The following is a 13,199-nucleotide window of genomic DNA, read 5'->3' on the forward strand; positions in this document are numbered from 1 at the left end:
ACCGGGAGGGATGTGCTCAGGGGTAGGCGCGTTAAGGAAACACACCGAGGGTCAAGGTTACGGGGCGGGGGTGTGGGGGTCAAACCGGGGTGAGGGGCCGGGGCCGGGCCTCCGGCCGGGAAGGCGGCGCACCGCCCGCCTTATGCTTTCGGGGCTCACCAGCTCTCCGAAAGGCATGCCGTGAACTACAGGGTCCAGCCCACCGCCCAGGTCGACGAGACCGCCGAGATCGGGGCAGGCAGCAGCGTCTGGGAGCTGGCGCAGATCCGTGAGGGAGCGAGGCTCGGCGAGGGCTGCGTCGTCGGGCGGGGTGCCTACGTCGGTACCGGCGTCCGCATCGGCGACAACGTCAAGCTGCAGAACTACGCCCTCGTCTACGAGCCCGCCGAGCTCGGCGACGGCGTCTTCGTCGGCCCCGCCGTCGTCCTCACCAACGACCACAACCCGCGCTCGGTCGACCCGGACGGCAAGCAGAAGCGCGGTGGCGACTGGGAGGCCGTGGGCGTCAAGGTCGCCGAGGGCGCCTCGCTGGGCGCGCGCTCGGTCTGTGTCGCCCCGGTGCGGATCGGCCGGTGGTCCATGGTCGCGGCGGGTGCCGTGGTCACCAAGGACGTCCCGGACTTCGCTCTGGTCGTCGGCGTGCCGGCCCGGCAGATCGGCTGGGTGGGCCGCAGCGGTGTCCGCCTGGTGGCGCGCGAGGGCGAGCCGGGGGTGTGGGAGTGCCCGCAGAGCGGGGCGGTGTACGCGGAGAAGGACGGGGTTCTCGGGGAGCGCGCCGCATAGGCGCACCCGGGCCGCAGACGCGCCGCACGCACGTGGCAAAGAGGAGCCCCCGGCCGTCGTACGACGGCCGGGGGCTCCTCGGTTCCGCCTGGCGGTATCAGCCGCCGATGACGACGCGGCGTACGCCGGCCCAGTTCGCCGGGTCCGTGGTGCGGCGTCCGTCGACCAGGACGCGGACGTCCGGGAGGTCGGCGGCGGACAGCTCGCGGTACTCGGCGTGGTCGGCCTGGAGGATCGCGGCGGTGACGGCCTGGTGGGCGTCGTGCGGGACGAGGCCGAGGGCGGTCAGCTCCTCGGGGGTGTACATCGGGTCCGAGACGAACGGCACCGCGCCGCGCGCCTTCAGGGCCTCGACGACGCCGAAGACGCCGGAGAACGCGGTCTCCTTGACACCGCCGCGGTAGGCCGCGCCGAGCACCAGGACCCCGACGCCGTCCAGGTCGCCGTAGGCGGCGGCCAGCAGGTCGACGGCGTACGCGGGCATCGCGGCGTTGGCCTCGCGGGCCGAGCGCACGACGGTGGCCTCCGGGTCGTTCCACAGGTACATCCGCGGGTAGATCGGGATGCAGTGGCCGCCGACGGCGATGCCGGGCTGGTGGATGTGGCTGTAGGGCTGGCTGTTGCAGGCCTCGATGACCTTCTTGACGTCGATGTCGTTCCGGTCGGCGAACCGGGCGAACTGGTTGGCCAGGCCGATGTTGACGTCGCGGTAGGTGGTCTCGGCGAGCTTGGCCAGCTCGGAGGCCTCCGCCGTGCCGAGGTCCCAGACGCCGTTGGGGCGAGGCAGGTCCTCGCGCTCGTCGAAGTCGAGGACGGCCTCGTAGAAGGCGACGCCGCGCTCCGCGGACGCCTCGTCGATGCCGCCGACGAGCTTGGGGTAGCGGCGCAGGTCGGCGAAGACCCGGCCGGTGAGCACCCGCTCCGGGGAGAAGACCAGGTGGAAGTCCTCGCCGGGGGTCAGGCCCGAGCCCTCGGCCAGCATCGGCGCCCAGCGGGTACGGGTGGTGCCGACCGGCAGCGTGGTCTCGTAGCTGACCAGGGTGCCGGGCTTCAGGCCCGCCGCGATGGCCTTGGTGGCGGAGTCCATCCAGCCGAAGTCGGGCGTGCCCTCGGCGTCCACGAAGAGCGGGACGACGACCACGACGGCGTCGGACGCGGCGACCGCGGCCGTGGTGTCCGTCGTGGCGGAGAGCAGGCCGGCGCCCACGGTCTCCTTGAGCAGACGGTCGAGGTCGTGCTCACCGGGGAACGGCTCGGTGGCCGCGTTGACGAGTTCGACGACCTTCTCGTTGACGTCCGCGCCGATGACCTTGTGGCCCTTGGCGGCGAACTGCACGGCGAGCGGAAGTCCGATCTTGCCGAGCGCGACTACACAGATATTCATCGGGTTACTTCCTCTTCGACCTGGATAGCGTTCGGCGCAGCCGTGCGCCCACGCCGGACTTCGGTTCCCACAGCGGGGCGGTCGTGATCACGAGCCGGCCCTTGGTGTTGGTGTTCGCCGCCACGCGGTGGGGGTCGGTGCTCCCCCAGCGGCGCGCCAGCGGCATCGGCAGCCCCTCGGTGCGGACCGGGATCTCGTACCACGAGCCCGCCACCTCCACGTAGAGGCGGACGCCCCTCTTGGTGCGCGTGAGTGCCAGCGGGATACGGGCGGTCAGCAGGGTGCCGCCGTCGTTGGCCGCTTCGGCGGTGAGCGTGCCGCTGCGCTTCGGGCGCGGGGCGTCCTTCGGGAGCCTGCGCGCGCCGGGCTTGTCCGCGCTCTGCGGCATGGCGCCCTGGGCGAGGGCGATGACGGCCGAGGACGTGTCACCGGTGATGCCGGTGCGCAGCCTCACGACGCAGGACAGCTCCGTGCCGTGCTGCTCCCAGTCGGCCGACTCCAGGCGCGTACCGGCGGAGAGGCGGCCTGCCACCGTCTCCCGCACCTCGTACCACCGGTCATCGAGTCCGACCGCGGCATCCCGGAAGCCCGGATAGGGCGCGAAGGCACGGTCTCCCTCCAGGAGGAAGGGCGGGGTTCCGTGCTCCGCCTCGTCCGCGATGGCACGGGTGAGCTCATCGACGGCACCGCGCTGCGCCAGGCCGAAACGCACCCGTCTCTTCACTCCGGTCGCGTCGCGCAGACCGTCGGTGAAGTAGGCCTCCAGGAGAACGGCCAGACCCTCGCAGATCTGCCGCCGCGTCTCGACGGGGAGGGCGGGGAAGTCGTCGAGCAGCAGCTTGGACAGCTCCCACTCGAAGTGCCGCTTGAAGACGGCGTCGCGCTGCGGTCCGGCCTCGATGAGTGCGGCCGTGTGCTCCATGATCCTGGTGGCGCACCGAAGCCGAGCCAGGTGGTCGGCCCGGTAGGTGATGTTGCTGGCGTCACCGCGCTTGACCGCGTAGTAGCACGTGTAGTCGCCGAGGACCGAGATCTTGCGGGCCCGGACGCACGCCTCGATCGTGAACGGCTGGTCGCTCCCGACCGGCATGTCCTCCGGGAAGCGCAGCTGGTGCTTCTCCACCAACTCCCTGCGGAAGAGTTTGGTGTTGGCCAGTGTGAACGGCAGGCTCGACGCGTACAGGCTGATGTCCGGAGAAGTCTCCTCGTAGAGCTTCTGGTGGACGTAACGGCCGTTGGTGCCCACCATCTTGCCGACCACGACGTCCGAATCGTGCTCGTCGGCGTAGGAGACCATTCTCTCCAGCGCTTCGTCGCCCAGGTAGTCGTCCGAGCCGATGAAGTACACGAAGCGACCGGACACGATCTCCAGCGCCCGGTTGCTCGGCGCCGCCGGGCCACCGGAGTTCTCCTGATGGAGGACCTTGACGACGCCGGGGTAGCGCTCGGCGAACCGGTCGAGCTCGGCACCACTGTCATCGGTCGAGCCGTCGTCGACCGCCACGATCTCCAGCCGGTCGAGCCCGATGCTCTGCCGGACCAGGGAGTTCAGGCACTCCGTCAAGTAGGGCATCGTGTTGTAGACCGCGACGACGACGCTGACGTCGGGGCTACGTGTCATGCCATCACCTGATTGTCCGTCCGGTCCACCTTGGTACGGGCCCCCTCGACGAGCCGGGAGTACACGCCGTCGAGCACCTCTGCCTGGGCCTCCCAGGTCCAGTCCTCCAGCAGCCCCTGGCTCTCGTAGACCGCACGGTACTTGGCGGGATCGGCGAGCACCGACTTGACCGCCCTGACGTAGTCGGATACGTCCTCGGCAGTGAACACCTCGCCCTGGCGCGTCCGGGCCACCATCTCGCCCATCGTCCGCACGTCACTCACCACGAACGGCAGTCGGGCGTGCGAGTACTCGAAGAACTTGGTGATCAGGGCGATCTCGTGGTTGGGCCAGTGATGGATGGGGATGACGCCCACGTCCGCGGCGGACAGGAAGGGCACGACCTGATAGTGCGGCACGTAGGGCAGGATGTGCAGCCGGTCCGATACGCCCAGTTCGTCAGCGCGCTCCGTGAGCTCCTGCATGTACGCCGAATTGGTGCGCAGGACCACGAACGCGACGTGGGTGCCGGGGAGTTGAGGAAGCGCCTCGACCATGATGTCAAGGCCTCGCTGCGGCGCCGCCGCACCACTGTAGACGGCCAGCGGGACCTCGGGCCCGATCCCGCACAGTTCACGCAGGTCCGGCACCGGCTCCGCGGCCTGCTCCGGAGAGATCTCGGCGTCCGGAGCATTGAGGACCACCTCGGGCAGAGCCTTCAGCCCGTGACGTTCGACCAGCATCTCCGCCAGCGTGGACGAGACCGTGGTGACGGCGTCGGCGTACTTCGCGTACTCGCGCTCGTGTCCGCACTGCGCGATGTGCCAGCGCGGGTGCGGGTTCCACGGCTTGATGCCGGGCAGGAACTCGTGCACGTCCCAGAGGAGCTTGACGGACCTGCCCTTGGCTTCGGCGCGAAGCTTCGCCCGCGCGGCCACACCGAGCATGCGGAAATCGTTCGCGTGGATCAGGTCGGGTTCAAGCCGGTCGATGACCCTACCGTACGCAAGTTCGAAGTCCCACAGGGCCGGGTCGAGCCGACGCCACGCCCGGTCACCCATGGTACGAACCCAGAAAGCCGTGGTGAAACGATCCAGCATCGAGTCCATGCTCTTGCGCCGCTGGGCCAGCGCCTCCGTGCGGTCGGCCCGGAGGTGCACCCACTTGCTCAGCGCCTTCGCCAGCAGACGTGGAGGCAGTAGACGCGCGGCGCTCAGCGTCGAACCGCTGCGCCTGGCTTCCACACCCCGGATGTTCAGTTCGGCACGCCAGGCCTTCATACGCTGCTTACGGTACTCGGCGAGCGGACCGGGCGGATACGCGAGAGGGGAGCGCAGCCCGGGTCGACGGTACTCGTGACGGCGACGGTGCATGGGCGTCGGCACGTGGAGCAGGCGGACCTGGGCCTCGCCGAGCCACCATCGCTTGCTCTTCTTGATGGGCGACTTGCCCAGAAGCACCACGTCCCAACCGGCTTGCGCAGCTGAGCGAGCTTCCTTCTGCACCCGGGAATCGCCGTTGACGCCGTTGTCGACGAGCATGACGATCTTTCCCCGGGAACTGCGCGCCGGCCCTGTGGCCAGGCTGTCAATCGCCATGACGAGCGTGCTCTCCTGTCTCGAATACAACTGTTCGGCCGGTGTTGGCCGAGTCGAGCAGCGAAGTCGCCACCTCGACCGTACGGAGTCCCTGGCGCAGCGTGCAGATGTCCGCGGGCTTGCCCTGTACGGCGTCGCGGAACAGCTCGTGCTCGACGAGCAGCGGCTCGCGCTTGGGGATGGCGTAGCGGATCATGTCGCCCTCGGAGACCCCGCGGAAGGCGCGCAGCGCCTCCCACTCGGTGGTGACGGCGGCGTTGGAGTGGAAGGTGAGGTCGGCGGTGAGGGTGTCGGCGATGAAGCAGCCGCGCTCGCCGGTGACCGAGGTGAAGCGCTCCTTGAGCGGGCTCAGCCAGTTGACCAGGTGGTTGACCATCGTGCCGTCGGACAGCTGACCCACGGCGGAGACCATGTCCTCGTGCGGCCGGCCGGACTTGGAGACGGTGTGGGCGGCGATCGAGGTGTACGTCTGCCCGGTGACCCAGCCCGTCAGGTCGATGTCGTGCGTGGCCAGGTCCTTGACCACGCCGACGTCGGCGATCCGGTGCGGGAAGGGGCCCTGGCGGCGGGTGACGACCTGGTAGACGTCGCCCAGCTCACCGGCCTCCAGGCGGGCGCGGAGCGAGAGCAGGGCCGGGTTGCAGCGTTCGATGTGGCCGACGCCGGCCACCAGGCCGCGCGACTCGAACGCCTCGACGAGGCGGCGCGCGCCCTCGACGGTGTCGGCGAGCGGCTTCTCGATGAGGGCGCAGACACCGGCGTCGGCGAGCTGGAGGCCGACCTCCTCGTGCAGCCCGGTCGGGCAGGCGACGACGGCGTAGTCGATGCCGAGGGCGAGGAGCTCCTCGACGGTGGACAGGACGGGAGCGCCCTGGGCCCAGCCGTTCTTGTCGCCCATCGGGTCGACGACGCCGACCAGCTCGACGCCTTCCAGGCTCGCGAGGACGCGGGCGTGGTGGCGGCCCATGGAGCCGAGGCCGACGAGCCCGGCCTTCAGTACGGCGCTCACAGGTTCTCCCCCAGCGCGTTCACGGCGGCGGCGATCCGCTCCAGGTCGCCCTCGGTGAGCGAGGGGTGGACGGGCAGCGAGACGACCTCGGCGGCGGCCCGCTCGGTCTCGGGCAGGTCCCAGGTGCGGCCGGCCTTCTGGTCCGGCTCCCAGTAGGGCTTGAGCCGGTGGATCGGCGTCGGGTAGTAGACGGCGTTGCCGATGCCCGCCTCGGTGAGCTTCGCCATCGCGGCGTCCCGGTCACCGCTGATCCGCACGGTGTACTGGTGGTAGACGTGCCGGGCGCCCTCGGCCACCGGCGGCGTGGTGACGGCCGGGGCGGTGATGTGGGCGTCGAGGTACGCGGCGTTGGCGCGGCGCTGCTCGGTCCACCCCTCCACCTTGCCGAGCTGTACGCGGCCGACGGCGGCGGACACGTCGGTCATCCGCATGTTGGCGCCGACGATCTCGTTGGCGTACCGCTGCTCCATGCCCTGGTTGCGCAGCAGGCGCAGGGTACGGGCCAGTTCGGCGTCGGCCGTGGTGACCATGCCGCCTTCGAGGGAGTGCATGTTCTTGGTCGGGTAGAAGCTGAAGGTGCCGCCCGCGCCGAACGCGCCGACCGGGGTGCCGTTCAGCGCCGCGGCGTGGGCCTGGCAGGCGTCCTCGACGACGGCGAGCTTGTGCTTGTCGGCGATGGGCATGAGCTTGTCCATCGCGGCGGGGTGGCCGTAGAGGTGCACCGGCATGATCGCGGCGGTGCGCGGCGTGATCGCGGCTTCGACGGCCGCCGGGTCGAGGCCGAAGCTGCCCGGCTCGATGTCGGCGAACACCACGTCGGCGCCGACGAGGCGGACCGCGTTCGCGGAGGCGGCGAAGGAGAAGGAGGGGACGATCACCTCGTCGCCGGGGCCGATGCCCAGGGCCAGCAGCAGCAGGTGAAGTGCCGAGGTCCCCGAGTTGACGGCGACGCAGTGCCGGTCGTCGACCAGGCGGGAGAAGCCTTCCTCGAAGGCGGCGACCTCCGGGCCCTGCACGACGCGACCGCTGCGCAGCACACGCACCGCGGCCTCGATCTCGTCTTCCCCGATGACCGGGCGGGCAGCAGGAATCGGCTGCTCGTTGATGCTCGTCATGAACGTCCTCCTTGAACACCGCAAGAGCTCGTAACCAGGCAGAGCTTCGAGGTGCGGGACGTCTTACCGAGGTCGCGCAAACCCCACCGGCGCGAAGCCGACGCCCTGCCGAGGAATCCGGCCCGGTCGGTATCTTCGCCGGGCCTTGTCACCAACCGTAGTTTCGTGATGAAAGCTCACACGCATGGCAACCGCCGTCACATTATCAGGGATTTCTCATCCCATTTCGGGCTCGTTAACCGGCCCTTGCATCAGTTCTGAAACAAAGCAGGTGTCCCGCCCCCATGCGCTCGGAGCGGGACACCTGAAGATGAACAGCCGGTTACGCATTCATCAGCCGGCCGACGACTCGCCTTCCACGGAAGGCGCGGAAGCCGTTACGGACGGCGACGACTGCTCAGCGGCGACGGTCTTCTTCGTCGTCTTCTTCGCTGCCGTCTTGGCCGTCGTCTTCTTCGCGGCGGCCTTCTTCGCGACGGTCTTCTTGGCGGCCGTCTTCTTCGCCGGGGCCTTCTTGGCCGCGGTCTTACGGGCCGTCTTCTTCGCCGGGGCAGGCTCAGCGGATTCGGATTCCGTCGTTCCGGTGGATTCCGTGGCCGTTTCGGCGACCTGGCCGTCGGATTCCGGGGTCTTCGCCTCGGGCGCCGAAGCGACCACGACGACCTCCGCGTCGTCCGACCCGGTGGGCGAGCCCGCCGGTGCGGTGACCTTGCGGGTCACCCTGCGCCGGGCGCGCGGCGGGGCGGCCACGGGGGCCCCGGCCTCGGGGGCCTTCTCCTCCGGGGCCTCGGGGGCCGGCGTCTCGGCGGCGGGCGCCTCGACGACCGGGTCCTCGGCCGCGACCGGGTCCGTGGTGGGCTCGGCCGGCCTGACCGGCTCAGCGGCCTCGGCCTCGGCCGGCTTCGGCGAACCCGCCGGGGCGGTCGCCTTACGGGTGGCCCGGCGGCGCGGGCGGCCCTGGGGCCCGGCCTCGACCGGAGCCTCGGTGACCTCGGCGGTCTCCGGGGCCTCCGCAGCGGCGGCCTCGGCGGGCGCGTCGGCAACCGGCTCGGGCCGGGCCTCGGCGACGGGAGCCTCGACGGCCGGGGCGGGCGCCTCGGCCCGCGGGGCGCCGGCCGGGGCCGACGCCTTGCGGGAGGCCCGACGGCGGCCACGGCCGCGCGTGGCGGCCGCCTCGGCCTCGGCGGGGCTGCTGTAGAACTCCTCGTCGGCGGTGACCTCGGGCTCGACGGCCACCGGGGCGGCGACCTCGGCGGCCAGCTCGGCCTCGGTCTCGGCGGGCTCGGCCGCGTGCTCGTCGTGACCGTGCTCGTGGTCGTGACCGTGCTCGTGGTCCTGGCCCGCGCCCCCGCGGCGCTTCTTGGACTTCTTGCCGCCGCCACCGCCGCCGACGGACGTCGGCTGCTCCATGTGGACGATGACACCGCGCCCGTTGCAGTGGACGCAGGTCTCGGAGAAGGACTCCAGCAGACCCTGGCCCACCCGCTTGCGGGTCATCTGGACCAGGCCCAGCGAGGTGACCTCGGCGACCTGGTGCTTGGTGCGGTCGCGGCCCAGGCACTCCAGGAGCCGCCGCAGCACCAGGTCCCGGTTGGACTCCAGCACCATGTCGATGAAGTCGACGACGACGATGCCTCCGAGGTCGCGCAGCCGCAGCTGGCGCACGATCTCCTCGGCCGCCTCCAGGTTGTTCCTGGTGACCGTCTCCTCCAGGTTGCCGCCCTGGCCGGTGAACTTGCCGGTGTTGACGTCGACGACGATCATCGCCTCGGTCTTGTCGATCACCAGCGAACCGCCGCTGGGCAGGTAGACCTTGCGGTCCAGCGCCTTCATCAGCTGCTCGTCGATGCGGTACGTCGCGAAGACGTCGACCTCGGAGGTCCAGCGGGAGAGCCGCTCGGTGAGGTCGGGCGCGACGTGCGAGACATAGCCGTGGATGGTCTCCCACGCCTCGTCGCCGCTGACGATGACCTTGGAGAAGTCCTCGTTGAAGATGTCGCGGACGACCCGGACGGTCATGTCCGGCTCGCCGTAGAGCAGCGTCGGCGCGTTGGAGCCGCTGGTGCCCTTCGCCTTCTTCTGGATGTCCTCCCACTGGCCCTGGAGCCGCTCGACGTCACGGCGCAGCTCGTCCTCGCTCGCGCCCTCGGCGGCGGTGCGCACGATGACGCCCGCGTCCTCGGGGACGATCTTCTTGAGGATGGTCTTGAGGCGGGAGCGCTCGGTGTCGGGCAGCTTGCGGCTGATCCCGGTCATCGAGCCCTCGGGCACGTAGACGAGGTAGCGGCCGGGCAGCGAGACCTGGCTGGTCAGACGCGCGCCCTTGTGGCCGATCGGGTCCTTGGTCACCTGGACCAGGACCGACTGGCCGGACTTGAGCGCGGTCTCGATGCGTCGCGGCCCGTGGGCCATGCCGAGCGCCTCGAAGTTGACCTCACCGGCGTACAGGACGGCGTTGCGGCCCTTGCCGATGTCGACGAAGGCGGCCTCCATGGACGGCAGCACGTTCTGGACCTTGCCCAGGTAGACGTTGCCGACGTAGCTGGTGGCCTGCTCCTTGTTGACGTAGTGCTCGACGAGCACGTTGTCCTCGAGGACGCCGATCTGGGTGCGCTCGCCGCTCTGGCGGACGACCATCACCCGCTCGACGGCCTCGCGGCGGGCGAGGAACTCCGCCTCGGTGATGATCGGGACCCGGCGGCGGCCCTGCTCGCGGCCCTCGCGGCGGCGCTGCTTCTTGGCCTCCATACGGGTCGAGCCCTTGATGGACTGGACCTCGTCGAAACCGGTGCCGGGCTCGCGCTCCTCCTTCTTGCGGGGCTCGCGGACCTTGACGACCGTACGCTCCGGGTCGTCGGTGGTGCCGTGGTCGGCCTCGGCCGCGGCGTCACCGCTGCGGCGACGGCGACGGCGGCGACGGCGGCTGCTGCTCGACCCGGAGGCCGAGGAGTCGTCGTCCTCGTCGTGCTCGTCGGCGGCGTCCGAGGCGTGGCCCCGGCCCCGGTCCTGCTCGTCCTCGGAGCGGGACTCCTCGGCGCGGGACGCGGGCGCGGTCTCATCGCCGGGCTGCTGCTCGTCGTCCGTGTCGTTGGCCTCGCCACGACGGCGGCGACGGCCGCCACGACGGCGACGGCGCGAGGGGCGGTCGCCGTACTCGTCGGTGTCCTCGCCCTCGTGCTCGTCCGTCTCGGCCTCGGGGGCCTCGTCGGCGGGCTGCTCCGCGGGCACCTCCACGGGAGCGGCGGGCTCGGCGGCCTGCTCGGTCGCGTCGGCCTCGCCGCGGCGGCGGCGACGGCGGCGCGAGCCGCCCTGCGGCGCGGCCTCGGCGGGCGGGGCGCTCTGCTCGACCTCGGCGGTCTGCTGCTCCTCGACCTCGTCGGTCTCCTCGGGCGCCGAGGAGGAACCGGCCGCGGCAGCGGCGGCGGCCGCGGTCTCGGGGGTCTGGAACATCGGCTCGGCGAAGACCGGGGCCTGGAAGACGGCGACGGCGGGGCGCGCCGCGCGCCGGCCCTTGCGGGACGGCTCGTCGGTCTTGGCGGTGAACTCGGGGCGACCGGCGGCGGCGGTGGCCCGGCGGCGCTGGCGTCCGCGCGGGGCGGCGTCCTCGACCTCCTCCACCTCGGCGGCGAGCTCCTCGGCGACGGCGGCGGGCAGGCTCTCGCCGGCCTCGACCGGCTCCGCGGGGGCCTCGACGGCCGGCTGCGGCGTACCGGCGGGCGCGGACGCCTTGCGGGACGCGCGGCGACGGGCGCGCGGGGCCGGGGCCTCCTCCACGGCCTCGGCTTCGGCGACGGGTGCCTCGGCGGCGACGGGCGACGGCTCGGTCACCGTCCCGGCGGCGGGCGCGGCGGCGCCCGGCGTACCGGCGGGGGCCGAGGCACGGCGGCGGGCACGGCCGCGAGGGGCCTCGGCGGGCTCCGGCTCGACGACGGCGGGCTCGACCACGACAGCGGGCTCGGCGACGACGGCGGGCTCGACCACGACGGCGGCCTCGGCCGCTGCCGGGGCGCCCGCGGGTGAGGTGGCCTTGCGGGAGGCGCGACGGCGGCGGGGCGCCGGGGGCTCCTCGACGGTCTCCACGGCGACCACGGCCTCTTCCTCGGGGTCGACGGCCTCGGGGTCGAGGTCGGCGACGGGCGCGGCCGGGGTCTCGACGACCGGGGCCACGGTCTCGGCGGCCTCCGGCGCGCCGGCCGGAGCGGTGGCCTTGCGGACCGCGCGGCGGCGGGTGCGCGGCGCGGGAGCGGCGGGCTCCTCCTCGGCGGCGACGGGCGCGGGGGCCTCGGCGACCGGGGCGGGCTCGGTGTTCTCCACCGGCTCAGGGGCTCCGGCGGGCGCGGTGGCCTTCCGCACGGCGCGACGGCGCGTACGGGCGGGCGGGGCGGTCTCGGCGACCGTTTCCCCGGGCGTGTCGTCCGCGGCCGGGGCGGCGGACGCGTCGGCCGGTATGGCCGGCGTGACGTCCTCGGCGGAGGCCGCGGTCGCACCGGGCGGGCCCGCCGGGCGGGAAGCGGCGCGGCGCCTGCGGCGCGGCGGCAGCTTGTCCCCGGGGGTGTTCTCTTCGTTGTTCCCGGTCGTGCCGGGTTCGTTCGGCTGAGGCATGCGGGCGGTTCTCCCGTCGTGCTCCCGGGCGCCGCGTCTGATTCCGGTCCGGCACGGTCCGCAGTGGTGCGATACCGCCGTCCGGGGCGCGGGCGCCGCACGGGAACTGATGTCTGGCTCGCCGGTTCCGTATGCGGTGTGCCTACGGCCTGGCGAAAGTCTTATGGGTCAGTGCGCGGCCCGACCCAGGTGGCTCCCGAGTCGGAGGGCTGCGCTACAACGACCGCCTTACGCGGAACCTGCACCTTCCGGCGCCGTCGCGACGGCTGCCCCGGCGACCGCGGGATGTGCGGTCGGGGCGGCCTCGCGGTCGGGCGCGAGCGGGTCGGTCACCGTGCCGGACTCCTCGTCGAAGAGCCCCTGCGCCAGCCTCGTCACCGCGGCGGGGACGGGCGGCGCCAGGTCGGCCACAGCTCGGAGACCGGACAGGACGTCGTCGGGTCGCACGGCAGGTGTCACGTGCCGAACAACCAGGCGCAGTATCGCACAGGGCCGCTCGACCGGCCTATCGGCCGGAGCGTCGACGACGCGCAGGTCGGCGACGGCGGCACGGGCGTCGAACGTCCGGATGCCGTTCTTCGCCTTGCGCTGGACCTCCACGGACTCGGCGTCGTTGAACGCGGCCACGGCGGTGCGGACGTCCTCGGGCTCGACGCCGTCCAGGCGCATCTCCCAGACGGACGCGGTGAGCCGCTCGGCCAGGCCCGAGGTGCGGGCCTCCACCGCGTCGATGATGTCGAGGCCGTCCGGCATCGACGCGTCGAGCAGTCCGCGCAGGACCTCGGGGTCCCGCGTCTCGGTGAGGGCGATCTCCAGGAACTCCGCCTCACTGCCGGTGCCGGTGGGTGCGGCATTGGCGTAGGAGACCTTGGGGTGGGGGGTGAAGCCCGCCGAGTACGCCATCGGCACCTCGGAGCGGCGCAGTGCCCGCTCGAAGGCCCGCTGGAAGTCTCGGTGGCTGGTGAACCGGAGGCGGCCGCGCTTGGTGTAGCGCAGGCGGATGCGCTGCACTGCCGGTGCGGGCGGCGGGCCTTCGGGCTGTCGCTTGCCCAGTGGTTCTTCTCCTCGGTGCGGGGCGGGCGTGGTGGCGCGCCGCCCACGAAATTCG

Annotated in this window: 8 protein-coding genes; 1 reads left to right on the forward strand and 7 read right to left on the reverse strand. The window is 72.1% G+C overall.

The annotated features are described in order from the left end of the window. The first annotated feature begins 180 nt into the window (after nucleotides 1–180). Nucleotides 181–783, forward strand: coding sequence for an acyltransferase (locus OG245_RS11335; protein ID WP_371623396.1), 603 nt, complete (start codon nucleotides 181–183; stop codon nucleotides 781–783). A 97-nt stretch (nucleotides 784–880) separates the two neighbouring features. Here the strand turns inward: OG245_RS11335 and OG245_RS11340 are convergent, their stop codons facing one another. From OG245_RS11340 to OG245_RS11370, 7 genes are all read right to left on the reverse strand, one after another. Beyond that, on the reverse strand, nucleotides 881–2,167 hold the full coding sequence (locus OG245_RS11340) for a nucleotide sugar dehydrogenase (protein WP_371623397.1): 1,287 nt from the start codon (nucleotides 2,165–2,167) through the stop codon (nucleotides 881–883). Nucleotides 2,168–2,171: 4 nt separating this feature from the next. Next, nucleotides 2,172–3,788, reverse strand: a complete 1,617-nt coding sequence (locus OG245_RS11345) for a glycosyltransferase family 2 protein (protein WP_371623398.1) — start codon at nucleotides 3,786–3,788, stop codon at nucleotides 2,172–2,174. After that, nucleotides 3,785–5,365, reverse strand: a complete 1,581-nt coding sequence (locus tag OG245_RS11350) for a glycosyltransferase family 4 protein (protein WP_371623399.1) — start codon at nucleotides 5,363–5,365, stop codon at nucleotides 3,785–3,787. Before OG245_RS11350 ends, OG245_RS11345 begins: the two co-directional genes overlap by 4 nt. Next, on the reverse strand, nucleotides 5,355–6,374 hold the full coding sequence (locus OG245_RS11355) for a Gfo/Idh/MocA family protein (protein WP_371623400.1): 1,020 nt from the start codon (nucleotides 6,372–6,374) through the stop codon (nucleotides 5,355–5,357). Before OG245_RS11355 ends, OG245_RS11350 begins: the two co-directional genes overlap by 11 nt. After that, on the reverse strand, nucleotides 6,371–7,489 hold the full coding sequence (locus OG245_RS11360; RefSeq protein WP_371623401.1) for a DegT/DnrJ/EryC1/StrS family aminotransferase: 1,119 nt from the start codon (nucleotides 7,487–7,489) through the stop codon (nucleotides 6,371–6,373). The genes OG245_RS11355 and OG245_RS11360 overlap by 4 nt, the downstream gene beginning before the upstream one ends. Before the next feature lie 333 nt (nucleotides 7,490–7,822). After that, entirely contained in the window at nucleotides 7,823–12,091 is a 4,269-nt protein-coding gene (locus OG245_RS11365; RefSeq protein WP_371623402.1) for an Rne/Rng family ribonuclease, read from the reverse strand. A gap of 228 nt (nucleotides 12,092–12,319) precedes the next feature. Further along, nucleotides 12,320–13,102, reverse strand: a complete 783-nt coding sequence (locus OG245_RS11370; RefSeq protein ID WP_371623403.1) for a TIGR03936 family radical SAM-associated protein — start codon at nucleotides 13,100–13,102, stop codon at nucleotides 12,320–12,322. Between the last annotated feature and the right edge of the window lie 97 nt (nucleotides 13,103–13,199).

The sequence above is a fragment of the Streptomyces sp. NBC_01116 genome (genome assembly GCF_041435495.1).
In the GTDB taxonomy this organism is placed as follows: Bacteria; Actinomycetota; Actinomycetes; order Streptomycetales; family Streptomycetaceae; genus Streptomyces.